A 25645-nucleotide genomic window follows, 5' to 3' on the forward strand; every position below is an offset into this window, starting at 1 on the left:
GGGGGAAGATCATTTGGGGGTGATCCTTGTAACCCGCCCCAAACAAGGTTTGAGACGGCCACCCGACGGCGAGTGGGTGGCACCCTCAAAGCCGCTTTGGGGGTGATCCTTGTAACCCGCCCCAAACAAGGTTTGAGACGGCCACCCGACGCCTGCGCTCAGGTTGACAGGCGAAGAGTCTGATTGTTACCACCCTTGCACATAGTGTATCGATCTGCGACCTGTGCAAAGAATCAGCATCCACAAAACCACACTGTGGGCAATCGTTTACGCCGCGGCACAGTTTGTCCATCGGTCGGCACGGTTGTTGTCCTATTACTGTCTGAGATGGCTTTTGGAATCGACATACTTGACCGCCTGGAATGTCCCTCCCGGCAACAGCGCCCACCGGTAGAGGCCACAGGTTGCCGAACCGGCCGACGGCCTTCCCGCCCTGCTGCCGATCTGCGGTCCGCGGCTATCACCCGGTGGCCACGGGGCCATCGCCGGTCGGCGGACAACTTCGGCGACAGAGCGGGACGGGGACGACCCAGCGACGGTCGATCGAGAGCAACCCGTTCCACCTGGGTCGACCCTTCCGACTCGACCTGATCTGACCCGGCTGACTTGAAGTGTAAACATGAACAGACCAACCCCAACAACCGCAGGAAAACCTGGATACCGCCGGGCGATCTTGACCGTGATCAATACCGTGACGGTTCTCTGTCTTGTGGCACTGCTGCTTCCCTCCCCAGCGGCATCGTTTGATCTGCCCGACTTCGATCCCTGGTACTATCAATCGAACGACGAATGGCAGTTCATGGTGCCGGACAAGGCTCAACACTATTACGGCTCACAGTTGCTGGTGGAAGGTGGCATGCACCCCGCCGCAGCGTTGGCCGCTGGGTTCATGTATGAAGTTTATCAGAACGAAATCGGGGTCGGGTTTTCTTACAAGGATTTGATTGCCGACGCTTTCGGCGTATTGGCGGGTACGGTCAACAGTGATAAATTCTACCTGTTCATGGATTACTCGACCCGCGACGAATTCGTCAAGCTCAACGCCGTGTTAACGTTTTGAGACTTACTCCTCTTGGGCAACTTTCGCGACATCGGTGACAAGGTCACCATCGGACATTTTGATCAAGCGTACGCCCTGGGTGTTGCGACCGATCACCGAGATATCTTTCACCGCCTGGCGGTTGGCTATCCCTTCTTTGGTAATCAAAATCAACTCATCGCCGTCGAGAGCTTCCATTATCGTGACGACCTCACCATTGCGGTCGGATGTCTTGACATTGATGATCCCTTTGCCGCCACGATTGGTGACCCGGTAATCGTTGACCGAAGAGCGTTTGCCGTAGCCGTTCTCGGTGACAACTAAGAGAGAACTGTCACGTTTGAGCACGACCATCCCGATAACATAGTCACCCTTGCCGAGGTTGATCCCCTTGACGCCATAGGCGGTGCGACCCATAGAGCGCACTTTGCTTTCGGGGAACCTGATGGCCATGCCCTTACGACTGGCCAGCACGATATCGGATGAACCGTCGGTTATCTGGGCTTCGATCAACTCGTCGTCGGTGGGCAGATTCATGGCGTTGACGCCAACGACGCGCGGATTGGAGAAAGCATCCAAAGGCGTCTTCTTGATCACACCCGAGCGCGTAGCCATCACCACGAACCGGTCGGGCGAGAAATCGCGGACGCGACAGAAAGCAGTGATTGTTTCGCCGCGCTCCAACTTGCACATGTTGACGATCGGTTTTCCCTTGGCCAGTTTACCGCCGGTGGGGATAGCGTGTACCTTCACCCAATAGCAGCGTCCCTTGGTGGAGAAGAAGAGAATAAATTCATGCGTTGAAGCGATAAAGAGATGCTCGGCAAAATCCTCTTCTTTGGTGGCGATTCCCTTCACGCCGCGACCACCACGGTTCTGGCGACGGTAGGCCGACACTGAGAGTCGTTTGATGTATCCAAGGTGCGAGATAGTGATAGCCATCTCTTCTTCAGCGATGAGGTCCTCGACACTGAGTTCCTCGGCGGCGTCCTGGATTTCGGTGCGACGGTCGTCGCCGAACCGTTTGGCCAGGTCCTCGGTCTCTTCTTTGATGATATTCATGCGCAGCGCCTTGGAAGCGAGAATCGCTTTGAGTTGCGTAATGCGCTTTATCAGTTCGCGGTATTCATCTTCGATCTTCTTGCGCTCAAGACCGGTCAGTCTTTGCAGACGCATCTCAAGGATGGCCGTCGCCTGCCGGTCGGAGAGCTTAAACTTCTTCATCAAACCGGCATGGGCGGTGGGAGTGTCTTTGGACTTTTTGATCAGCGTAATAACGGCGTCGATGTTGTCCAGGGCGATTCGGTATCCTTCGAGAATATGAGCCCGGGTCTCCGCCTTGTTCAGTTCAAACTGAGTGCGACGGGTGACAACCTCATGGCGGTGATCGACAAACGATTGGATCAGTTGTTTCAACGTTAGAAGCTTGGGAATACCGTGATCGAGTCCCAGCATCATCACCGAAAACGTCGTCTGCATGGTGGTGTGTTTGTATAGTTGATTGAGAACGATATCGGCTTGCTGATCGCGTTTGAGTTCCACGACGATACGCATGCCGTCACGATCGGATTCGTCGCGCAGATCGGAGATGCCTTCGATAACTTTGTCACGCACCAGGTCGGCTATTTTTTCAAGCAGGTTGGACTTGTTGACCTGATACGGAATCTCGGTGACGACTATAGCTTCCTTGCCGTTGGTCATGTGCTCAACGGCGGCCCGTGCGCGGACCAGCAGGCGACCCTTGCCGGTGCGGTAAGCTTCACGGATACCTTCGCGACCGTTGATAATGCCGCCGGTCGGGAAATCCGGCGCCGACACTATCTCCATCAGATCCTCGTTTTCACAATCCGGTTCGGCGATCGTTTTCAAGATAGCTTCGGCAATTTCGCTGAGGTTGTGCGGAGGTATACTGGTAGCCATGCCGACCGCGATGCCGGTGGTGCCGTTGCAAATCAGATTGGGAAACTTACCGGGCAATACGGTGGGTTCTTCACGCGTGGCGTCATAGTTGGACATGAAGTCGACCGTCTCTTTGTCGATGTCGGCGAGAATCTCTACTGCAATCGGCGTCAGTCGCGCTTCGGTGTAACGCATGGCCGCTGCGCCGTCACCATCGATGGAACCGAAGTTACCCTGACCATCCACAAGCGGATAGCGCATGTTGAACGGCTGGGCCATCCGCACCAGAGTCGGATAGACCACTTGTTCACCGTGCGGATGATAGTTACCCGAGGTGTCGCCGGCAATCTTGGCGCATTTGCGATGGGCCTTGCCGGGGTTCAGATTAAGATCGTTCATTGCCACCAGGATTCGACGGTTCGACGGTTTCATCCCATCACGGATATCCGGTAGAGCGCGGTTGGTGATGACCGACATGGAGTAGTCGAGATATGATGACTTCATTTCCTCTTCGAGGAAGACCGTTTCGATCTTTTCGCTTTCAAGCGGCATGAGGCGAATTCCTTATAAATCCGGGCAGTTTCGGTCAATTCATGGACTTTCAAAGTACGCATCTTAGTGGTTCAAGGCAACAAAAAACAGACCCCGGCCGTCAGTTGTATCCACTTGGGCTACTATCGGTTACGTCGCCACAGACAGGTCGTGCAAGGGCGTGGGTTGCATTGCTTTGGGCGAGTTGCATCGTTGAATCTTGACATCAACCGCCAAAACTGCGTATAAGATTAGAATGCATTACAAGCACACTCACAGTCTTATTGTTGTTACATGCATCATAGCAGTGGTAATGACGACCGTTGTAGTTGCCGTCGGCGACGAACCGCCGTTCGATCCATACGTCCTGCTGGGAGAATGGAGCGGCGCCGGAATGTTGGTGATGCCGATGACGGGTGTCGAGCTGGAGGTTGAAGGGAGCGCCAGCTTTGTACAAGATTCATCAGGTGGTTACATTCGCACCGGCATATCCGGTACCAAGTTTCTCTACACCTATTCAGATTCAGGACACTTCTACGTCAACCCCGACAACGACTCCCTGATCTGGGAAGTTTGGGACGGGTTTGGCCGCCACGGTATCTATGAAGGGATCGGCAGGGGCGACACGTTGACAGGTCGTCGGAGAGGCGGCAATGCTGTTTTCCAGGTCACAACGACGATGGTAACACCCGACAGCCTGGATTTGCATTTGTACTACCTTGACAACAACGGACGTCGGTACCAGAAGGCTCGGCTTAACCTGGGACGTAACAGGTAGGCGCCGCTGCATCACTCCTCAAAAGGATGATGATTGTCGAAATCCGGCAGATAATGCGCAGAGCTGGACAGGTCCTGCACCCATCCGCGATAAAAACCAAGAACCTCAAACTCATCGATCACGCGATTGTATTCTTGGACACCGAGACACCGGTGCAATTGTTCGTGGCCCCTTACGGCGGCTGTGGGGTGGTATTGGGCCATGAGCGAAATGTGCACGTCCACCGACAGTTCCTCGGCAATGAAACGCAAGACCTCTATACTGTTTTCGACGTGACCGGGCAACACCAAGTGTCTGATGATCAAACCGCTCGTTATGTAGCCGTCGTTATCCAGCTCAATGGCGGCTCCTTTTTGTCGGTACATTTCGTTGAGCGCTTTCGTAGCTACGCCGACATAGTCTGTTGCACCGGAGTACCGATGGGCTAGCTCATTGTCCATATACTTCATGTCCGGCAGGTAGACATCAATGACTCCCTCCAGGGAGCGAATGGTCTGAAGCCTGTCGTAACCGTTGGTATTGTAGACAAAGGTTGGGTTCCAGCCTCGATTGTTCAAGGCTGTCATGATGGCCCGCATCTGGGTCAGGCAGTGCGACGGCGATACAAAGCCAACGCCATGGGCGCCGCCCTTGAGAATGGTTTCGATTTGACCAACGGCCTCTTCAATGGACATGTCCACTGAGTTGAGGCTGCCTTGGTTGGAGGAGATTTGGTGGTTTTGACAGAAGATGCACTGCAAGTTGCAATGAGCGAAGAAGACATTGCATATACCCTGTGATCCCGACAACACCGGCTCCTCGCCCATGTGACAGCAGATCGATGATATTGGCAGTGAGGCATCGGTCCGACAGTATCCCAGTTGGCCGTCGATACGGTCGACGCCGCACTCGCGGGGGCATAGCGTACATCGGTTCATGGGGTCCGGTCTGCTGTTTGGGTTGCTCTCCGTTGACATGTTGATAAGATAGCAACAGTTCGTGTATCATTCAAGAGGTGGCATGCAACCTTTTTTGTGTTGGGCAGTATGGCCGTGTCACTGGGTGGGGCACCCACAGACCCGGTTTGAGGCGGCCACCCGTCCGTTCAGGGTGAGGTTGAAGAGATGCACTGAGTTAGATTCTGGGCGCGCGAAGCCCCAAAGAGCGATTTATAGCAAAAAAGAAGCGAGGAGTAAACTCCTCGCTTCTTATATAGTCAGTGAACTGACTTTCTAGGAGACTAGAAGCACCAGTCACCACACGGGCACGGGCCGTCGTTGTACAGGAACTCCGCGAGATAAATCACGTCGTCCATGTCAACGTCGCCGTCACAGTCAACGTCGCCCAGGTGCATAAACGGAATCGGTCCGGGACCGGTACCATTCACGTAGCGAGCGAGGCAAACTACGTCGCCAACATCGATGGCGCCGTCATTGTTGACGTCGCCACGACCAAAGCCGAGCCACTTGTTAGCCAATGCCGCGAGGGCGTCGACTTCAGTAGCGTCGCCTGAGGTTCCGTGCAGACCAAACTGAGCCACGGCGAGTTCGTATGTGTCGCCGCCGGCAAAGTCGTGTCCTGCGATAGTGAAGTGAGCTTCACGATCGCTGGTGAACGGAGCCTGGGAGTACTCACCGGCGGGCCGGTTCATGAAGTCCCAAGCAGAGTCGCCAAGATATAGAGTCGGAGTGTTGAACCACATACCGTCGCCGTGTCCGGAAACGGAGTTGATCAGCGGAGTGAAGTCCACATTCGGGTTGCTACCGCAACCAAACGGGAACTTGATCATACCCCATTGGGTATCACCAACACCACCATTGCTGACCCACGCCGCCGATCCGGCTGCGGAACGAGAAGCGATATCATCACTGCCAACGTCATAGTCCATGGTGGCACCCATGCGCCAGCCATCGACCGGGTCACCGTTACGCTCGGTGATTTCCATGATGTCAACGGTGAGGTCCTTCAGAGGCTCAAAGTCGACAGCACCCACCGTGCGTGAGTTACACATAAGACCCATGGTCAGATCGTTATCGAACGGTGCGCCGTAGTTCGACCAATCCCAGCCGCCACCCAGATCAAAGTTCTGCATGGAGTCAAGGTAGGTCGCACAAACACGGTTACCCATGATCGGCTCATATGTAAGGCCGTCAGTGGAGTATCCACCAAGACAGCTCAGCGTCACGCCTTCATCGATGTGAGCTTTACACATGTCGTCACACCAGTTCGGATCCGGCTGCATCGACCAATACGATTCAGCTTCGCCGCCACCAGAATACCAATCCTGGGTGCTAAGAGCCTGCTCAAAGACACCACCGGCCCAAACGAACGAACCCTGATAAACAGAGGCGTCGTCGCCGTCGATGTCGATAGCATGCGGATCCCAGTCGCCGGTACCGATACGACCATTGTTGGTCACGAGCTGCGTGTTACCGCCGCCCATGCCGAACTGCATGGTCGTAGTGTCGATAAGACAGCCACCCACGATAGTCACGTGGATTTCGGGGGCGCCATAGAGAGTCTGACCACAAACATCGTGGAGGTAGAAGTCAGGATCGTTTGACGGAATTACGATATAGAAATCCTGAGGTCCACGAAGGATCATCGACTGGTTGACGTCAAGAACGAGATCAGCCGTGTCGCCGGCGGCAAGAATGTCGCCTGCGTGCGGCCAGACAACCGCTTCGGTGTGAGTCGCGTACTGCAGGAACGGAACGCCTGCATCGGCGCCCAGATTCAACATCTGTTCGCCACGATCACGAAGCACGAAGTAGTCATCGACATCAGCTTCCGGACGGGCCGGGATAGCTTTGAGCTCGAATCCTTCAGTCAAACGATCGGTGATACTGGAGGCACGATCCATCACGTCTGGACGCACGTTGGCCGGAGCAAAGTCCGGAGGAATCCAGGGATGGTTCGCACTTGTGTTGGTCTCGAGTTGACCAAAGATCAAGTCGGTACAACCGGTGTTGACCAACTCATTCGGGAGCGGTACGTGCAAGGAGGTGGCCGGACCAAACTCAACCGAAGGAGAAGGCTGGTACGACTGAATCTCCAAGCGCGGACGATCATCACCCTTGGCCAATACGGAGAGAGTTCCGTAGAGGTCACTTATGGCCAGGTAGCCAGGACCAATCGCCGCACTGAGGGCGATAGAGTTCGGGAAACCACCATAAGTAATACGGCGACGGAAGATTTCGTCACCAGTTGCGGAATTGCGGAAGTCAATGAAGCCATGATGACCGACATCGATCAGAATGTCATCAGCGCCTTCCGGCTCGCAACTGAGGGCCATGTCGCCACGGTACGTATTGTACTCAGGGCTGGAGGTCGCCCACACCGAGGCACCAGTGGTTTTGTTGAACGCAAGGATCAACCCACCGGCCGGCGGGGTCGCCCACCAGGACTGACCGGCTTGATAGATGCGGGCACGGTCGACGACCGGGCCGGCAGCAGTACCGGCAGTATTGGGACGATGTGAAGGTACCGCGTAGGCTACTGATCCGTCGCTGGTGTTGATGCCATACATGACACCGTCACCGGGATGATACGGAGCAGCAATACTGGAGTTGACAAACAACAGACTCTTCTCCAGATCGACGGCGTTAGGAGCGGCAAAACCTTCACCACCCTGCGGGCCTTCCGGATAGACTGTGGCAGCCTGTAGGCCACCGGCTGTTGACAACTGCCAGTTGATGGCGCCGGAGGCGCCGTCGATGGCGTATACATCACCTTCCACACCACCCGGATAGGTGTTGTAGAAAAGCTGTGAGCCATCGGTCGAACCGGACTTAAGCGGTGCGCCAGGAGCTATGTACACCGGGTTGGAAGCCCAACCGCCGTACAGAGCGCCGGTCGCTGCATCGACAGCAACGATAGCACCGTCATCGGTACCGAAGTACAGAACGTCGGTTCCACCCTGATCCAGAATGATAAACGAACCGTAACGGGTCTGGCCAAAGAGGCCGCCGACGCCGACGGATGTAATATCACGGCTCCAGATCGGAGCGCCGGTAGCGAAGTCCCATGCACTTGTTGATTGCTGGTCACCACCGGACAGATACATGACACCACCAGCGATATGCGGGGTGCAACGAATCTGGTTACCCAGCGGGAAGCCAGTAAGCGTGTATAGGGCGGCACCAGTAGCCAAATCCTTCACCTGGACCTGGTTATCCCAGGCACAAGCAATCTTGTCGCCGGAAATAGCGGGACCGGTGTAGAAAATTTGGTTGGTGGGATGAGTGTAGCACCACTGCGTGGTCAGATCGCACTGAGCATCGCTAAAGGAATTGAACGATGCGCCGGTACGTTGCTGATCGTGCTGATGCGTGACCCAGCCTTCGCCATTAGGATCACATACCCGCTCTTCGTGCGGGATGCAACAATGATAGGATTCGGCGAGGAATGCGATATCGCAAGGCACGCCGCCCCAATCGACACAGAGCAGACCCCAGAAACCGTTCCAGAGTTCGGCTGCGCCATTCATCCAGCCACCGCCACCAAAGTCTGTCATGGTAGCAATACCCTCAGCTTCGGTCGGTGACAAGGATTCAATCGAGACCCAGTAGAGGCCTTGAATGGCCACGGCCAACGGAGCGAAGTCGACGGTTGTGTAACTGGGGAACATCACATAATCAGCCGGGGTCAAAGTAACAGAGGCCAATGCCGGGCCAGGCAGACCACCCACATCTTCGTGGACTGAAACCACGGAGTTGTGAGCATAGGCCACGCCCGGATTGAAGTCATAGAGAGCCCAGGAGACTTCTCTGACTTCACACTCTTGCCCAACGGATTTCATCAACTGGGCATCGGCAACGTCGCCGTAAGCATCCGGCAGAGTCCAGTAATACTGCGGACCTACGTCGTACCAAACCAACTCACATTCGAAGTAGGGGTCTTTACACAGGTTAGCAGTGTATTTCATGTCGACATCGATGCCAAAGAGGTCACCGATGGTCCACCAGTCGCCACCGTAGATACAGTAGGAACGACCGTGGCCGGTTGTTTCATCATCCGACAAGGTGCCTTCGAAGTCGCCGGCACCGAGATCACCGGTCGAGTTGAAGGAGACATAGAAGTCCCCCGAACCCAAGACCAGGTTGTGGGCTGAGAAATCAACATTAGTGTATGCCGGATGGTACACATAGGTTCCCGCCGGGACGGTTTCCTGTGCAATAACCGAGCCAGGATAGCCGGCATTGTCATCCCATACACTGATAATCAAGTCGTCATTACCGACGATACCGGCGTTCTGCGAGGAGGAACCCGTAAAGTCGTAGACATCGATATCTACGGACTGAAGGGTTTCAACTCCGGCTACAGTAAACCGTTGTGCATAGTCGATAATACCATAAGCGTCGTGAGGAGCTTTCCACCAGTAGGCAGTGCCCTCATCCCAGCTTTGAGAATAGCAATCGGTAAAAGGTAACTCATAGCAACAACGCTCAGATGTCATGAGGAAGCATACATCCTCACCCCAGTCAGCAAGCATCGTACCCCAGAAGCCGTTCCAGTTTTCACTGGCCCGTTCTTCACCGGTGTACGAGTGCGGACCGGTACCTTTATCGGACACGCACCACAACGTGTCACCATCGCCGCCCAGGGTAGACCAGCCGATATGGTATTCTTCACCATTAGTGAAGACCCAATCGGCAGCCGCCCAGTTGGCTTCGGCCCACCAGAAGGATCCGCCCATGGCGGCATTAGGTACATCGGTCGAGTCCAGCTTGTTGCCGGGGAAACCGAAGCCGTCGTCGTCCCATAGGTACACCCGCATATCCGGAGTACCGGTGGCAAAACCACCATACATCAGGACCCAACCGACCTTCAGAGTACACTCAATACCTTCTTCGACGGTAAAGCGCATATTCATGAGATCGTCGCCCCAGGCATCCGGAATACTCCACACCCAGACGGATGAAACCGTGTCGTCGTAGTAGCCTATGTCTTCACAGAAGTAGGCTGACGGAGGGCTTGAAGCAACGCCGGACATCTGAACCTCGATGGGACCTTGATCCATCGGCTTCTTGAACGAAGCCGGGGCTGGACGAGCGTCTTCGATGTCATTGTAGAGTTGAGCGTTCGGGTTGACAGTCGGTATAGCATTCAGCGCCTCTACCGGCTTCTCCCCGATGCCTGAAATTGCCGTACCGCTGAGGGAAAAAACGAGACCCAGAACGAATACTGCGAATAACAGTCTTTTTAACATTTATTCCTCCTTAAAGTAAGGAAAAAACTCAAATTCGATCGCTGAGGTTCGGTATACTGCCGGACTGATCGATCACTCATAATTAATCGACCGTCATGAGGCAACAGACCACGTCCTCGGTTATGTCTAGGGAAGGTGAGGACACAAACTTCAGGCAACGAATTCACTTTCTTCCTATCTTTTGGAGTCGGAGTCTATCCTGCATTGGATAAACACCGTTTTCAGCTGTAACATGTCAAGGCTAATGAACTTTATCTTTTCGATTCTAAATATCAAATTACCTCCTGTGAAGGGTAACATCCAAAAAACAGACTAAAAGTCGAGTTTCGGAGTGTTAGTAAGAGATAGAAAAATTAGAGGCGAAGACTTAACAGTGTGGTAAACGAAAATGTCAATTGCAGAACCACTACCGAAGCAGATTATTCTACAAACAACAGCAGACCTTGAGCTTTATCAGCCATCAGGTCAAAAACGTTAGCACTATTTAGTCAATCAAAAAGAAGTACTTATGTGCGGTTACGATTAGTGACTGGTATGGCTCTCGGGCACTGCACGTAACTTACACACGCTCAGTAAGCAAAGTACAGGGAAATGGCTTATTGTCAAGGAAAATATTGCCGTTTTAAGTGCATTTTTTCACCTTCAGGTCGGTTTTCGCCCCAATTATACCATCTTCTCCCGGTTGTCGGGCGGATCGGACGCTCTGGGCGTAGCGGAGGTCCACTTCTGCCCCGGCTCAAGAGGGGATTGGCCAGACCGATTCCCGTGGACCCGGTAAAAGTCACAGAAACCCCATTTAATGCCAACTCGAAAACCGAGACTATTTTCACCTTTTTCAGATATGCAATGCCAGGGCCAGGCACTGCCGCTCTGTATGGTGTAAGCAAAACCGGATAGGGAAACATGACCAGTATTCAGCCGGAGTCAATTCGAGGAGACAAGGGTATGCCCCGGTCACCCAACGGTGACGCTCATGGCCTGAAGGGCCACCTCGGCTGCTCACGAACTCATGGCTGCGATTGTCAAACAAAACACCGGCGACAGGCGATGGCACTACTGTCATACAGGGTCAGTCGCTTTCATCTGGAAAGGTAAAACCGAGACAGTTCAAAACCTGTAACTCATCATGGAGGTGAATTATGAAAAGGATGCTTCTCACAGGAACTGTATTCATGGCGGCCGTCCTCATCGGGGTTGGCCTCACGATGTTCGTGGCTCCCAACGCGGAAGCAGACAAGTGCGCACCTGTATTCCCGCCGATTCACGACTCGACATGCGACACCGGGCCTCTCTGCTCGGAACCAACACCATATTACCTGATCCAGTGCGATGGACGCATACTCGGCTCTGGCGAGCCATGTGACTGCTATTGGATTGGATGTTGGAGTGGATCTGGGTGCTAATGAAGCAATAGTATAGCTTTTGTCGGCTGACCCCGCCTTTTCGCCGGTGTCAATGTTAAACCGAGGAGGTACGTTAATGACTGGCCGAGGCTGCTCCATCCGGGGCAGCTTTGTTTGTTATTCCGTTTGAACGGCTTTGGCCTCACAATGTCCTTGACAGGTGGGTTAGGTGGCAGGTTTCTTAGCTATCAGATGCGCCTGCTCTCATTGGACATAAATAACTTCCGGGTTATCAGAAAGGCGACACTGCCGTTGCCGGATCGCGTCATCGGTGTGATCGGCCCCAACGGCGCCGGCAAGTCCTCACTGGTGGAGGCAATTGCCTGGGTGCTCTACGGCAACCAGGCGGCACGCAGCGGTAAAGATGAGATTAAGTCTCAGTTTGCCGGTGCCGGTGAAAACTGCGAGGTCACTTTGGATTTCGAGGTAAATGACGTGCCCTATAAAGTGACACGCCGGTTGGTGGGTAGGAAGGAAAAGGCCGAAGTGGAATTGTTCCGGGGTGAAGCGGCCGAATCGGTGGGCGTAAACGAGACTCGGCAGTATGTCGGCCAGCTTTTGGGGCTGGATTTCAAGGGGTTTCTGACATCGTTCCTGGCCCGCCAGCAGGAGTTGAACGCCCTCTCGGATCTTCAGCCCTCCAAACGTCGGGACCATCTTGCCGGGATGCTTGGTATCGAACGGCTTGATCGAGGCATAATCAAGCTGAAAGAAGACCTTCGCCTGGAATCACGTCAAATCGAATTCATGGAGCAGCAGTTAAGCCATCGGACCAACCTGGCTGCCGAGATCGAACGGCTGACCACCCACTTGGGACAACTCAGTGGTCGCCAGGTTTCAATAGAAACAGGGGTCAGGAATGCCGAAGCTGCGGTCAAGTCGGTATCTGATAGAGCGGCGCAGCTTCAGGATACCAAATCGCAGTGGACACAACTGACGGCTCAGATACAGGCAGAACAAGGATCATTGACCTCACTTGAGCAGCGGCAAGCCGACCTGCAGAAAGAGGCCGACAAGCTGGCCAAAATGAAAACCCAGGCAAAAACGCTGGCAGGCACCTTGCAGGCACTTCCGAAAGTTCGCCGGGAGCTGGAAAAACACAAGGCTGCCCGCAGCAGCGTAGACGTGCGGAAGCAGATAATAACACAGCTTGAGGCTGCCCGTTCTGACTTGAAGAATGTCACAGGCGCGATTGAACTTGGTCAGGGCCGATTGAAGTCCACCAAGGCCAAGCTGAAGGCAATACCTGCTGATGTCGCCGAGCAACTAAAACAGACGCAGAGCAATCTGGAAGATGCCCGCACCTCGTTTAGCCGGCTCAAAGCAACTCGTGATAGCCTGGCTACTCAGGCCGACAAACTGACCCGGCAGGTCGGTCAGGTGGACAGGTTTGGGCCGGACTCGGTCTGTGATCGCTGCCACCGACCCCTCGGCGAAGACCTGCCAACGATTCGTAAGCATCTGATTGAGGAACTGGACAGCCTAAAAAAGCAATTGGCCGAGCACGACCGCGACCTGCTCAAGCAGGAAAAGGGTGGTGGTCAACTCAAGAAACAGTGGTCGGAACTCGACCGGCAAACCAAGACAAGATACGAGGCTGAGGTCGACCGGATCGCAGATGAGAAAGAACAGGCCACATTAGAGAAGCGAAAAACAGACCTAACAACCGCTGTCGACAAGCTCACCGAGCAGTTGGCTCAGACTGCCGAAGTGACCCTGGACGAAGAGGCTCACACTCGGTTATCGGAGCAATTGGCCCAACTGGAGGAGGGCCAGAATCAGCGGCAGCTATTGTTGGGCAAACTGGATCGCCTGCCGGTGGTGTCCAAAGAGTCCACCGAGACCAAAACCAAACTGAACCAGGCGGCGGGTGCAATCGATAAGTTAAACGCACGGCTGACCGCCTTGAACTATGATCAGAAAGCAGCCGATCAGGTAGCGACCGAGCTGGTAACTGCACAAGAACATCTCGACAAAGCGCGCGGCGAGCAATATGCGCACACGAAAGACGTCGAGATCACACAGTCGGAGATGAATGAGAAGCTCCGGCAAAAGCAAGCTCTTGAAAAAGCCGAAGCCGAACTGGAAGAGCATCAGACCTCCCGTTACCATCGCGAGAAACTGGGCCTGCTGATGGCTGAGTTCAGGCAGCATCTGATCACACGTATCCGGCCACGGCTGGCTGACCTGTCGAGCGGACTGTTCTCGGACATGACCGGCGGGAAATACAGTATGGTCGAGCTTGACGAAAAGTATAACCTGCGAGTATGGGATTCCGGGCAGTTTTTCGGCGTCGAACGTTTCTCCGGCGGCGAGAAGGACCTGGCCAATCTCTGCCTGAGGCTAGCCATCTCATTGGCCCTGACCGAGTCGGCCGGGCTGAGTCGATCATTTGTCATCCTGGATGAGGTGTTTGGTTCGCAGGACAATGAGCGCAAGGAGCTCATTATTGGCGCCCTCGGCTCACTCAAAAACCGGTTCCCCCAGCTTTTGTTGATCACGCATGTCGAGGACATTAGGGACCGGGTCGAAGAGTTGATCGAAGTCAGGCCGACCTCACAGGGCTACTCGGAGGTGATCGTCAATGAAGTCGCCGTTGGTTAGATTTGGGCCCAAGGGCCGGACCCTTATCCGGGTCTCGTTGGTGATTCTGATCACCGCCGTGATTGTCTGTTACCGGCTGGCCGAGGACATCGGTGTTGACCTCAAACCGGATGATCGTTGGATCATTGTGACGGTCATCGACGGCGACACGGTCGAGTTGGCCGGCGGCGACAAACTGAGACTGGCCAATATCGACACACCTGAGATCGACGAACCATTCTTCGAAGAAGCCAAGCAGTTCCTGACCGACATAGCCTTGCACCAGTCGGCACGGGTGGAGTACATCCGAGAACGTCGAGACAAGTACGGACGGTTGCTGGGTTGCTTGTTTATCGACTCTGTTTTTGCCGGGGAGGCTATACTGGAACGAGGTTTAGGATACCTTCTGTTGTTCGACAACAATGATCTTAACCGCCCTCTGGTCCAGCGACTGTTGGCGGCCCAACATCGGGCAATGGAGTCGGGCCTTGGTCTTTTCTCTCTTGTCCGCACACCGGAAGAACACTACCTGGCGACATATCGAAGTTTTCGGTTTCATCGTCCCGGTTGCGAGTATGTGGGTGAGTACCGCCCTGATCGATATCGCATGTTCGACACTCGCGATAGCGCTTTATTCGAAGGCCTCTCCCCCTGCCGCAGTTGTAAGCCGTAGATGGGGCGGGCGGTCTAGTCCCCCGTTTCTTGTAGGTCGAAACCCCTGACCCGAAGGGTCGCCGAAGGCGGGTTTCGACATCTTCATCTGCGCGCCAGGCACACCCCATCAACCGCAATCAGATGTGCTTATGCCAAAAAACAACATGCATGCCGGACACTAATCATGATGGCCGGGTCCGCCCTCAAACCCGCCAAATCGTCGGGAATCCTGGTGGTGCTGACGCACCTGTCGGGACCATAAAGGTCCCGACCTACAAGAGAGAGCGTGCCCGGTCATACTGACGGAGGTCAGTATCCAGTCTTCGTATGCGGAATCCGGAATTCGACCAAGTCCGGCTTGACAATACTGTTGACTCGACCTCCGGATCAAACTATACTGAAGCCATTAGGGAGGGGCAGCCTCTTTGAGTCATGTCTTCGTGCCGTGCCCCTTTTACGGATCAAAACAAGATCGTCGATTACTTGTCGCCGGATTAATCCGTTCGCCCGTGCTTGAGCAACTTAAAGCTCCCGAATCTTTCCGTTCTGAAAGGAACGAACAGGACGGTGAGGCAGGATGGGGCGGCTGGTTGGTCAGCGATCACAAAAAAGGAGTTTTGTTATGGCCAGTGTAAAACCATCGTCGGCCAAAGCAGACGGTTCCGAAGTTCGGTTCGAGGTAGTGGTAAAACCGGAGGGTGAAAGCAGGTCGGTTTTCGACCCCGATGCCTTTCCCACTATTGCCAACCTGGACGAGTTCCGGTCTCCCAAGGGGCGGAGTATCAAAGCTGCGCGGAAACTACAAAAGAACGACATCACCGTTCACCACATAGGTGAGTTCAGCATTTCCGCTTCCTGTCCCGAAGCGAAATTCGAGTCGTTTTTCGGTACAAAGATCAGCCAGCACCGACCGCCCAAGAAAGCTCTGGCCCCCGCCGATTACGTGATGCGGGCACCCAAGAAAGGTGAGGACTGGAAACTTCCTACAGAGGATAATCTCGATAAACTCATCGAGAAAGCATACATCCAGCACGATCCTATACTGTTCGCCGGTGAGCGTCCGATACCGCCGTTCTGGAAGGACAAGTTTCGCCTGCGGGTGCCGGTCGACGTTGCCCAAATAATGAAGGCTTCGTCGGTGCACAAGAAAGGCATTACCGGCGATGGTGTGAGGGTGGTTATGCCGGATACCGGATTCTATCACCATCCCTACTTCAAGGAACAGGGGTACAATTTTCTGGCCGTGACGACCCCCGATGTTATCGACTATACGTCTGATGCCAGCGGTCACGGCACCGGCGAATGTGCCAATCTACTGGCCACGGCCCCCGGCATCAACTTCATCGGGTTGAAAAAAGGCAACACTACGCTGGCCATCAAAACCGCCGTCGAGTTGCGCGCCGACATTATCACCTGCAGTTGGGGTTATAGTGAAGATTTACCGGGGACAAGCATGCCGAGTTGGCTGAAGCCGCTCTATCTGGCCGTTCTCGACGCCGTGAGTAAAGGTATCACCGTTTGCTTCTCGGCTGGTAACGGCCACTTTGGTTTCCCCGGCAGCATGCCGGAAGTCATCAGCGTCGGGGGCGTAGTAGTCGATGAGAAACTGAACTACTCAGCCACCAGGTACACCAGCGGTTTCGAGTCAACCTGGTTCCCGGGACGCGATGTGCCGGACATATCCGGGTTGTGCGGTGCGCCGCCCTCCGCAGACTACATTGTTCTGCCTGTTCAGAAGGGCTGTAGTCTGGAGAAAGCCGGTGGCTGGGGCGCTTTCAGCGGAACCTCGGCGGCCAGTCCGATGGTGGCCGGTGTCTGCGCTCTGTTGAAAGAGGCTGACCCGACCTTGACACCCAATGACATCAAGAATATACTGAAGTACACGGCGCGTGATATCACAGTCGGCAAGAACTCCATGAACAAGAGCGCCGTTCCAGGACCGGACCTGGCCACCGGATACGGGCTGGTAGACGCCGAACGAGCCATGGAGACAGTATTATAAACCGACTGCCGGTCTGTGTCTGATCATTGTTCTGCGGCAGCTTTCGCCTTTTGGCGAGAGTTGCCGCCACTTTAAGAGAGAGATGACATGCCAGAGAGTCCCCAACAGCAAGTGCAGTTCGATCTAACGGTCAAGGCACCGGGGTCGGGTCAGGATGCCTCCCTGGCGACGATCGATCAACATCGCCCCAGTAGCGAACACATTGAGCGATGCCGGCGATGGTTGGCCTCGCTTGGCGTGGAATGTCATGCCACCGCCTTCGGTCTGGCCGGGAAAGCAGCGAAGCCGCTGTTTGAATCGATCTTCAGCTGCGCACTACGTCGGATTGATGCTGGTCCGGGACGGCCCTTGTGGGAAGCCTCTTCGCCACCCCAGGCTCCACCCGAAATCGAACAGTTCGTACACCAGATCACAATCGGCGCCGAACCGGAATTGTTCTAAGCAGAAAATGACAACCAGTGCTTGAACGATTGCCTGGTTTCTCCCATCAGGTAAGAAACGCCCGACCGTTCTCGGTCGGGCGTTGAGTTTGTTATGCGTGGTGTGGGTCCCGGTGCGACACGCAGCCATCGGGGCAAACCGAGGGTCTGCTCACGCCTGGACGTTAGAAGCAATCCACCGGTGCTGGGCCGCCGGTGAACATGAAGTCGACCATGTATACCAAATCGGAAATATCTATATTGGGCTCGGTGTCTCCGTTGACGTTGGCTTCGTCAAAGCAAGGCGCCGAAGGGCCGCCGGTGAACATGTGGTCGACCATGTACACCAAATCGGAGATGTCGATATTTTCGCCGGGGTCGCCGTCGACATTGCCGCGGATACCTATACAGCAGCCGGAGGCAACATAGCAGTGCGGGCCGTCCCAGGTGGGCGTACTGGTGCCGTTGGTCGAGTGCGACCAGAACCAGTACCCGGCCGGCGGGTAGTATGACGAATCGATACAGTATGTCTTGCCGTTTTGAGAGGGATCTATCTCAGTCGAAATAGAGAAAACCACCTGGTTGAACCCAACAACCATACCCGGCTTCACCATGGCAAAACCACCAAAGCCGATGGTGTCGGCGCCCGAACCGGTGACACTCCCCGGCGTAAGAAAGAGACCACCATCGAAAACATCACCCCAACCGATGCTGGCTGTGTCACCGACTATCGGCGACCAAGTGCCACCATCGGGTGAGTATAATCTGAAACCGTTGGTGGAACCCAGCAGATCGAAACTGGTCGTGTTGTTGAGGCGAATGTGGAAGGTAACGGTGCCTCCGGCGGCAATCTGCCCGGGGTCACCCTCACCGTCGACATGGTCGAGACTCACCGCGCCCTGCGCCATAATCGGCGAGGCGACAAAACATAGCAATAAGAAAAAAACGGCCAAAGAAGCAATCCGCTTCATTGTATCCTCCAGAGTGAACGCTATAGTTGGCGGGACCAATAGCGAGTAAACCGCAAACTGTCGTATCGACCCAATATACAGTTTATACGCACTTTGACAAGCGACATTTTGCGCACTACCGCCTTTACACCATTAGATTCGGCAGTTTGCGCCAGGGCCTTGATGTCTGTTGAAACTCAGTCGATGGCACATCCGCGCTGCGGCGCTGTACCCCCGCCGAAGAAGTATTCGACCAGATAGACCAGATCGCTGATGTCCACTACGCAGTCGGCATCGACATCCGCCGACGGCGGGAATTCCGGAGGGGGGCCGGCTCGAAACATGAAGTCGATGATGTACAACAGATCGGAAATATCGACACTGCCATCGAGCGTAATATCACCCGCCCGGTGGCCGGCCAGGATGAACCAGCCTCCGGCCGTCAATGAGTCGCCGTCGTTGAAGAGGCCGGTGAGGGTGTAGCCGCGATTGGTCATTCCCCAGGCTATCTCATAACCACTTAAGAAATCTATCGCTGAGAGATCCAACGCCACCGCCTCGCCGATGAAGTCCGGGTGGGTCGGCAGCAATTCGACCGACGACGGCACCAGAGCGCCGTTGATGGCCAGAGAGGATTGATCAATATCCCCGACCGTGTGCCCATCGTTAAGATCGCCGAAGTAGATCGTCACGGTGTCCGGTTCAAGGGCGTGCAGGGCCGTAGCGCTTATGGTGTCCGGTTCGATTTCAACCTTCCCCATGGGCGATGGGTAGATAGCTTCGATCAAGTCCCTCGCCGCCGGTTGTTCCATGTACCAAAGGTGGAAACCGAACCACCATACTTTCGTCCCCTCGTTGTCGACGGTCAGCCCGATAGGATCACCCTCATGTATTGAAGTATTCGGATAAAGTGTATGGGCTACATGGGTGACTTCGGCATCCTCGTTCACTCTGAAGGAAGCGACGTCCGGCGCACACTGTCCGCACGGCCAGAACATCTGGGCAATCGGTGTAAAGAAATCGTTTGCAGGGTCATAAACCATGTCGGGCATGGATCCGTTAACACTCTCCGCCCATGTGAATCCCGTTTGTTGGTGACAATACGTCTCCGGGCCACAGTAGATCCAGGACATGGACGCTACTGAATCGACACCGAAAAACCGCGAGATAAACCAGTGATAGGTTTTGTGAACAGTGGGCGGACTGTGGGATCCAAAACCGTTCAGTGCTGACAAAGAACCAAAGGCGGCCAGAGTTCCCCCCGAGAGCAGATAACGCGTAAATCCTCGCATCTGATCTTCGTAATCGGGGGACAGAATATTATGGGCGAAGTCACCGTCGACAATCACCACGCTATAGCGCATGAAGTCATGCCAATCGACACACTGCGGGAATCCGTCGGGACAGTACTGAGATCGGATGCTGTCTCCGACTAAGTAATAGTCGTGGTCATATCCCACAAGCAGCGAGTCGTAAAACTCCATAAGAGCCGACGGGGCGACAGCCATTGCCGGGATGGGTCTGCCTATCATAACCAAAATGTCCCTGGTCCGAGGCTCGATAAAGTGTAGCTGTGTCTGGTTGGAAAAAGGCGTCTCGTACCCATACTCGTCCACGGCGTTGACAAAGTATACATGGTCATCGACCGGCCCCAGATCGAGATAGCTTGTGGTTGAAGGCTCAAGTTCTGTGTGAGGCTCAAGGGCATAATAGTAATAGGTCTTGTCTTCATCTGCGATGTAGAAACTGTCGAGCGGTACGATACTATCGGCTGCCTCACCCTCGTCGTAAAAGGGGTGATACTTGATCGCGATGTCGGCTGAGTCGCCCCGGTAGAACAGATAATGATCGACCACCACTCCCTGGGGAGCTGTCCACTCGATCGTGGCCGGTTCAGTTTCCTGCAGAAACAAGTATTCAGTCGGCAACGTTGGACTCTGGTTGGATGGTCCGCCCGACCGTATGAATAATGGACTCCCCGGGTCACCTACACTGCCTTCGGCCACGCTGGCCACATTGACAAAGTAAAAGAGGCTGGGATCGAGGTTCTCGAATGTATACTCGGTCTGAGAAGTAGAGAGCTCGGCCTCAAGCACCAATTCCTCTGGTCTGAGCCACGGCGCCACGACACCCGGATATGGCAACATCTCAGGTGGTATCTGGCTGAAATAGACTTTGTAGCCATCAAGATTGAGAAAAGGTGCTCGCTGCCAGCTCACAGTTACGGTGGATATGGTCTTGTACGAGACTCTCAAACCCGAGACCGGATAAGGAGTGTTCCTTACCAACTGACCGAGCGAATCGGCCATCGTGGCGTTGGCCAGCAAGTTGTCGAAATTGAGATTGGCCAGATAGGTATCCGGATCATCCGGCAGGTTGTAGGCGTTGGTAGTGTCTACATGCACACTGTCGGCGGTGAAGGCCGCAAACAGAACGCGCTCGGTGGCGCCCGGTGGCAGTTCGAACGGACCCATAGACATAAGAAACCGAGCGTCGTAGCCATCGGCAAAATCCTGCGCGTGGGCTTGATCGGGGTACATCCAAATCGAGTCATCCGGCAGGATCGATGCCGTCTGTACCTGGTCGTAGTCCCACTCGACATGACTCAGGAGGTAGTACTTGTTGACATCCCCTTCGGGAGTACCTTTGCCACCGGTTCCAAAATCCATGAAGGGATCGTTCGGAGAACCCTTCAGCCGGGGTCCAAAGTCGAGAGTCGTATTGGAATTACTGATCCACCAGTTGAAAGCGGTGTCGGAGATTTCAAAGGAACTGTGCAGCCACTTTAGGGCCAGTATCTTTGGCGTCGTATACGGAGAGTACAGATGGTCACCATCGTTGTCAATGACGTAACCAATCTGGTGCTCGGGGATGGACCCGGCCAGATCGTCGCCGTGTCCATAGGTCCCGCTGCATTCATAACAAACATCGGCATCAACGAAAATCCCGATGTAGGCGTCGTGAACACTGTCAGCGCCGATATTTGTCACGCCCAGATCATAAACAATTATCTCGTCCAGGCCCGGCTGATCCCATGAGTGAGAGGCCAAAACTATGTCCAGGTTCATGGGTATATGGGGCCGTCCAAAGTAGTCCGGGTCGACGCCGGCGGTAAAAGTATCAACGCAATTGGCTGTGAGTGAATTGTCAGCGATGTGATCGACTTCGGCCATCGAACCTGATTGCGACCAAAGAGGCGCGAACAACTCACCTCCACCGGTCGACCAACCGTCGGCTCCGACCGACACCAGAGTGTCCGTACCAACGATACCGCCAACCCACACCGCCATTCCATACAGATACTCGACTTGGCTTCCCGGCGGCGTGATGAAACTCAGATCGGGCGCTCCCGTGTCGGCCGGAACTACCCCCGGATAATAGCCGCTACCGGCCGTGCCGTTACAGTTGACAGTAGCTTCGATCTTCGCCGTTCGGTGGAGGCCAAAGCTGGTTAACCCAGCGGCCGACGCATGGAGAGATTTGGCCCGTTGTTCGGTCTCGGATTTGAACGGGTGGGGGGAGGGTTCGGATTTGTTGTCCCGCGCTGAGGAAGAAATGGTGATGGAGCCGATGACAATGACCAGCGACGCAAGGAACTGCGGCGGGACCTTCATGTGGGACCTCCGATAATCTGGTTTGCCCGCGTCGATGCTGCAATCTGACGGTTTGTCCTGCGACGGGCAGGAATAATATAGTGCTCAACCCACATTCCTCCAAGCCAAAACGAGGTCGGAATCGACCGCCAGCCTGGATTTTGGGCAAGGAGAAGCCCTGCCTGCTAAGGATCAAGCACACGGGGAGGACAGGCAGGGCCTAGGAGGGCTTTTTTAGAATTCACCCACATTATACCACCTGTTGAGCCCTTGTCAACTGAAAACAATAAAAATATGCGTGTTATACCCTGTGTACGGAGTGACCTATCCTTCGATGGGGTGGCGTCGGAAAGTTACAATGTGAGAGCGGCCGCCCCACCGAAGTGGGACGGCCGTGTGGTTTCTTCGTCTTTGCTGCGAAAACAGGAAATTAGTTCTGTGCTCACGGACAGGACGGCGGCGGCGGACCGCCGGTGAACATATAGTCCACCAGATAGACCAGGTCGGAAATGTCGATACCACCACTGGCTTCTATGTCGGCCTCTTCAGAGCAGGGTGGCGTCGGTCTGCACCACCATTGGTTTTTGTTCAGGTATAGTATCGCTGCGCAGGTTCTGAACAGCAAAACAGCCTCCGCTTTGTATGAACATGCCACCTTGATGTATCTATACCCCCTTCCAGCAACAGCTTGAATGTAAGCAAGAAATGTTTTCCGATGTGCATCCAAGTTGCTTAACAAGAACTGGCACGTTACGGACATGTGAGGCTGAAAGGAGTCTTTTGATATGTCAAAGTCAGTTATAGTAATCTCTGCAATCCTACTTTGTTTGGTAGTGGGCTGCGGTCGTGAGCAATCACCTATGGGTCCGGGCAGTCCGGCTCTGCGCCATGAAAACACAGGTAACACGCAGGCACAACTGTCCGCTACGGAGGTTCTTTCGGTACAACTGAATCTGTTCGTCGGTTTTGCCAACGGTCAGCCGGTGAATGTACACCGGATTACCGCCGATTGGGAACCGGCGACTGTAACATGGAATAGTTTTGGTGGTGCCTACAACGCCAATGTCGAGGGATCTTTTGCAACCGTTACCAGCGGCTGGCAGAGTATCGACATCACCGGCCTGGTCCAGGACTGGGTCGATGATACTCAGCCCAATTTCGGACTGCTGTTGGATCAGGCAGTGTCTGGGTTCTCACCACAGATCATATCCAGTATGGAGACCGGCAGCCTGGCACCTTTTCTGGTGATCTGTTACGACCCGGGAGGTGACGTGGTCTGCGACACACTGACGGCTCAGGCCGATGTTTTTGTCGACCAAATGCTTCCCGACAACCCAACCGAGGGTAACACTGTTTTGCAGGTGGCCCAGATGATGACACCGAGCGCCGAGAAGCAAGCCCTGATACGGTTTGGCCTGCCCGACTTTGTTAACCAGCAACTGCCAGCCTCGATTGGCGGACAGGTTTGGGACGATGTTAATCAGGACGGCGTGCACGGTCAGGACGAGCCCGGTCTCTCGGGCGTTGTGGTGAATCTGTACGATTGCCTGGACAGTTTTGTTCTGGCCACAACCACCGATATTGGCGGCGCTTACTTGTTCGCAGACCTTCCAGCCGGAAGTTACCTGGTTGAGTTTGTCGCCGGCGAAGGATACCTCTTCAGCCCGCCCGGTCAAACGGCTGATGACTCGTTGGACAGTGATGCCGACCCGGCAACAGGTCTCACTGTGTGTCTTACGGTGGCCGAAGGTGAGGATGCATCTTTTTGGTCGGCTGGTATGTATCTTCCCCCTGATCCCGACGATCCCGATGATCCCGGCTGTACCAGAGGGAAAGGGTATTGGAAGAACCACGCCGGGTTTGGTCCTCAGTTGGACGAACTGAGCGACCTGCTGCCGCTTTCATTAGGTAGCGACGGCGGAGACATGAGCCTGTTTGTCGCGGATGCGCAGACAGCCGCCGACGTACTCGCCATGAAGACCTACGGCTCACCGAAAAACGGTATTACCAAGCTGTACGCCCATCTACTTACGGCCAAACTGAACATTGCATCCGGAGCCGATGCCGAAAAGGTTGCAGGCGTGATCGACGAGGCCGACGCCTTCCTGGCCGATCGTTCATGGGTCGACTGGAAAGAACTCGATCGGGATTCCAGGAATCTGGTGTTAGAATGGAAAGACGTTTTGGAATCGTACAACAATGGTGAGATCGGCCCCGGCAGTTGCGACTGATATGACCCCACATTGTGACCTAGCGGCGGGTCTTGACAGGCCCGCCGTTTTGTTTTGGTTATGTTCACCTTTCCTGTGGGGCAATCGGCCGCGGCGGACCGCCAAGAAAGGCTGGTCCGAAGACCGACCCACACCGATTGGTCAGCGGCTATACAGCTCAGTTCGAGGTCATATCCAGCACCACCCGTCCGACCACCTGACCATTCTGCAAGCGCCTGAAAATCTCGTTGATATTCTCAAGCGGCTGTTTTTCTACAGTAGTCCTGATGCCGACTTCAACAGCCAGCTTGACCGCTTCATCCATATCTCTGCGCGTTCCAATGATGGAGCCAATTACCGTTTGAGCGGCCAGGACAAAGTTGCAGATAGGTAATGGAAAATCTCCCGGCGGCAAACCATTCAATACACAAACACCGCCGCGGCGAAGCATCTCTACGCCGGAACGAAAGGCCGAGGCGGATGCGGCGGTGACAAGTACGGCGTGGGCGCCACCGGTTTCATCGTGCACCCTGGAGACAGCGTCGTCTTTGGCGGCGTTGACTGTTAACTCGGCCCCGTGTCGTTCAGCCAGCGCCAGTTTGTCATCATCGATGTCGACCGCCACAACTCTGTATCCAAACACTCGCGCGTACTGAACAGCCACATGCCCCAGTCCGCCCACACCGGAAATCACTACCCAGTCGCCGTGTTTCGCCTGAGTCTGTTTCAAACCTTTGTAGGTGGTGACGCCGGCGCAGAGGATCGGCGCCATCTCAAATGGATCAGCCTGCTCCGGTATCTGCACGACGAAGTCGCTCGGCGCTACGACGTACTCGGCAAAGCCACCATCGACAGAGTAGCCAGTGGCCAGTTGCCTTAAGCACAATGTCTCCCAGCCGCCGGTGCAGTGTTCACATTGGCCGCAGGCCCAGTGCAATGACGGCACTCCCACCAGGTCTCCCTCGCTCGTTCGGCTGACGTCCTTCCCCAGTGACACCACCCGTCCGACGATTTCATGGCCGGGGACAAACGGCAGTTTCGGATTGCCCGCCATGTCGCCTGCGGTAGCGTGCAAATCGGTGTGGCAAACGCCGCTGGCGATTATCTTAATGAGTACCTGTCCGGCGCCCGGTTGGGGAACAGCGATGTCCTCGACTATGAGCTCGTCGCCATAAGCATGAATCCGTGCAGCTTTCATAGTAGCAGCCATGCAAGAGTTCCTTTCGTCAAAGTGTTGCGGCCACTCGGTCGTCCCGTTTAACGGTCACACCAGGTGAAACCATTCAACCCTGAATACTATGGCCCCATCCCGTGCTTGGCAACTTGTTTTGGCCGTATCCGGCGTTGGATCGATGTTATCCATTTTGCCCCTCCTGACGGTTGACAATTCGGGC

The 25645-nt window shown here is 54.8% G+C and carries 14 protein-coding genes; 7 read left to right on the forward strand and 7 right to left on the reverse strand.

The genetic code is table 11. From position 1 onward, the window contains the following. The first annotated feature begins 619 nt into the window (after positions 1-619). The gene (locus OEV49_00005; protein MDH3889440.1) at positions 620-1060 is read left to right on the forward strand and encodes a hypothetical protein; all 441 of its coding nucleotides are present in this window, start codon (positions 620-622) and stop codon (positions 1058-1060) included. A gap of 3 nt (positions 1061-1063) precedes the next feature. Here OEV49_00005 and gyrA read toward each other — a convergent pair whose 3' ends face one another. Beyond that, positions 1064-3490 carry a DNA gyrase subunit A gene (gyrA, locus tag OEV49_00010; protein MDH3889441.1) on the reverse strand — a complete coding sequence of 809 codons (2427 nt, stop codon included), beginning with the start codon at positions 3488-3490 and terminating at the stop codon, positions 1064-1066. Positions 3491-3782: 292 nt separating this feature from the next. Between gyrA and OEV49_00015 the strand changes: the two genes are divergently transcribed. Next, positions 3783-4247, forward strand: coding sequence for a hypothetical protein (locus OEV49_00015; GenBank protein MDH3889442.1), 465 nt, complete (start codon positions 3783-3785; stop codon positions 4245-4247). 11 nt (positions 4248-4258) lie between these two features. Here the strand turns inward: OEV49_00015 and OEV49_00020 are convergent, their stop codons facing one another. Then, positions 4259-5164, reverse strand: a complete 906-nt coding sequence (locus tag OEV49_00020; protein ID MDH3889443.1) for a radical SAM protein — start codon at positions 5162-5164, stop codon at positions 4259-4261. Between the two features lie 302 nt (positions 5165-5466). Continuing rightward, positions 5467-10437: a PQQ-binding-like beta-propeller repeat protein gene (locus tag OEV49_00025; protein ID MDH3889444.1), complete on the reverse strand. Its 4971-nt coding sequence runs from the start codon at positions 10435-10437 to the stop codon at positions 5467-5469. 1595 nt (positions 10438-12032) lie between these two features. On the opposite strand from OEV49_00025, the gene OEV49_00030 reads away from it, so the two are divergent. The 4 genes from OEV49_00030 to OEV49_00045 all read left to right on the forward strand — a co-directional run bounded on the left by OEV49_00030 (position 12033) and on the right by OEV49_00045 (position 17520). Then, positions 12033-14444, forward strand: a complete 2412-nt coding sequence (locus OEV49_00030; protein ID MDH3889445.1) for an SMC family ATPase — start codon at positions 12033-12035, stop codon at positions 14442-14444. Next, entirely contained in the window at positions 14425-15096 is a 672-nt protein-coding gene (locus OEV49_00035) for a thermonuclease family protein (GenBank protein ID MDH3889446.1), read from the forward strand. The genes OEV49_00030 and OEV49_00035 overlap by 20 nt, the downstream gene beginning before the upstream one ends. Before the next feature lie 603 nt (positions 15097-15699). Further along, the gene (locus tag OEV49_00040; GenBank protein ID MDH3889447.1) at positions 15700-17079 is read left to right on the forward strand and encodes a S8 family serine peptidase; all 1380 of its coding nucleotides are present in this window, start codon (positions 15700-15702) and stop codon (positions 17077-17079) included. An 87-nt stretch (positions 17080-17166) separates the two neighbouring features. Beyond that, positions 17167-17520, forward strand: coding sequence for a hypothetical protein (locus OEV49_00045; protein ID MDH3889448.1), 354 nt, complete (start codon positions 17167-17169; stop codon positions 17518-17520). A gap of 163 nt (positions 17521-17683) precedes the next feature. Here the strand turns inward: OEV49_00045 and OEV49_00050 are convergent, their stop codons facing one another. The 3 genes from OEV49_00050 to OEV49_00060 form a co-directional block, all read right to left on the reverse strand. Then, a complete protein-coding gene (locus OEV49_00050) occupies positions 17684-18469 on the reverse strand; it encodes a hypothetical protein (GenBank protein ID MDH3889449.1) in 786 nt (261 codons plus the stop codon). 176 nt (positions 18470-18645) lie between these two features. Beyond that, positions 18646-22062, reverse strand: a complete 3417-nt coding sequence (locus OEV49_00055) for a hypothetical protein (protein ID MDH3889450.1) — start codon at positions 22060-22062, stop codon at positions 18646-18648. 421 nt (positions 22063-22483) lie between these two features. Beyond that, positions 22484-22666, reverse strand: coding sequence for a hypothetical protein (locus tag OEV49_00060; protein ID MDH3889451.1), 183 nt, complete (start codon positions 22664-22666; stop codon positions 22484-22486). 160 nt (positions 22667-22826) lie between these two features. Here OEV49_00060 and OEV49_00065 point away from each other — a divergent pair, with 160 nt between their 5' ends. Further along, positions 22827-24272 carry a DNRLRE domain-containing protein gene (locus OEV49_00065; protein MDH3889452.1) on the forward strand — a complete coding sequence of 482 codons (1446 nt, stop codon included), beginning with the start codon at positions 22827-22829 and terminating at the stop codon, positions 24270-24272. A 157-nt stretch (positions 24273-24429) separates the two neighbouring features. Here OEV49_00065 and OEV49_00070 read toward each other — a convergent pair whose 3' ends face one another. Further along, entirely contained in the window at positions 24430-25461 is a 1032-nt protein-coding gene (locus OEV49_00070; protein ID MDH3889453.1) for a zinc-dependent alcohol dehydrogenase, read from the reverse strand. Positions 25462-25645 lie beyond the last annotated feature (184 nt).

The organism is Candidatus Zixiibacteriota bacterium (genome assembly GCA_029860345.1).
Taxonomy (GTDB): domain Bacteria; phylum Zixibacteria; class MSB-5A5; order GN15; family FEB-12; genus JAJRTA01.

Coding starts and splice junctions, on each gene's coding strand:
- OEV49_00005 (MDH3889440.1), top strand. CDS start 620: ATGAACAGACCAACCCCAACAACCGCAGGAAAACCTGGATACCGCCGG.
- gyrA (MDH3889441.1), bottom strand. CDS start 3,490: ATGCCGCTTGAAAGCGAAAAGATCGAAACGGTCTTCCTCGAAGAGGAA.
- OEV49_00015 (MDH3889442.1), top strand. CDS start 3,783: ATGACGACCGTTGTAGTTGCCGTCGGCGACGAACCGCCGTTCGATCCA.
- OEV49_00020 (MDH3889443.1), bottom strand. CDS start 5,164: ATGAACCGATGTACGCTATGCCCCCGCGAGTGCGGCGTCGACCGTATC.
- OEV49_00025 (MDH3889444.1), bottom strand. CDS start 10,437: ATGTTAAAAAGACTGTTATTCGCAGTATTCGTTCTGGGTCTCGTTTTT.
- OEV49_00030 (MDH3889445.1), top strand. CDS start 12,033: ATGCGCCTGCTCTCATTGGACATAAATAACTTCCGGGTTATCAGAAAG.
- OEV49_00035 (MDH3889446.1), top strand. CDS start 14,425: ATGAAGTCGCCGTTGGTTAGATTTGGGCCCAAGGGCCGGACCCTTATC.
- OEV49_00040 (MDH3889447.1), top strand. CDS start 15,700: ATGGCCAGTGTAAAACCATCGTCGGCCAAAGCAGACGGTTCCGAAGTT.
- OEV49_00045 (MDH3889448.1), top strand. CDS start 17,167: ATGCCAGAGAGTCCCCAACAGCAAGTGCAGTTCGATCTAACGGTCAAG.
- OEV49_00050 (MDH3889449.1), bottom strand. CDS start 18,469: ATGAAGCGGATTGCTTCTTTGGCCGTTTTTTTCTTATTGCTATGTTTT.
- OEV49_00055 (MDH3889450.1), bottom strand. CDS start 22,062: ATGAAGGTCCCGCCGCAGTTCCTTGCGTCGCTGGTCATTGTCATCGGC.
- OEV49_00065 (MDH3889452.1), top strand. CDS start 22,827: ATGTCAAAGTCAGTTATAGTAATCTCTGCAATCCTACTTTGTTTGGTA.
- OEV49_00070 (MDH3889453.1), bottom strand. CDS start 25,461: ATGGCTGCTACTATGAAAGCTGCACGGATTCATGCTTATGGCGACGAG.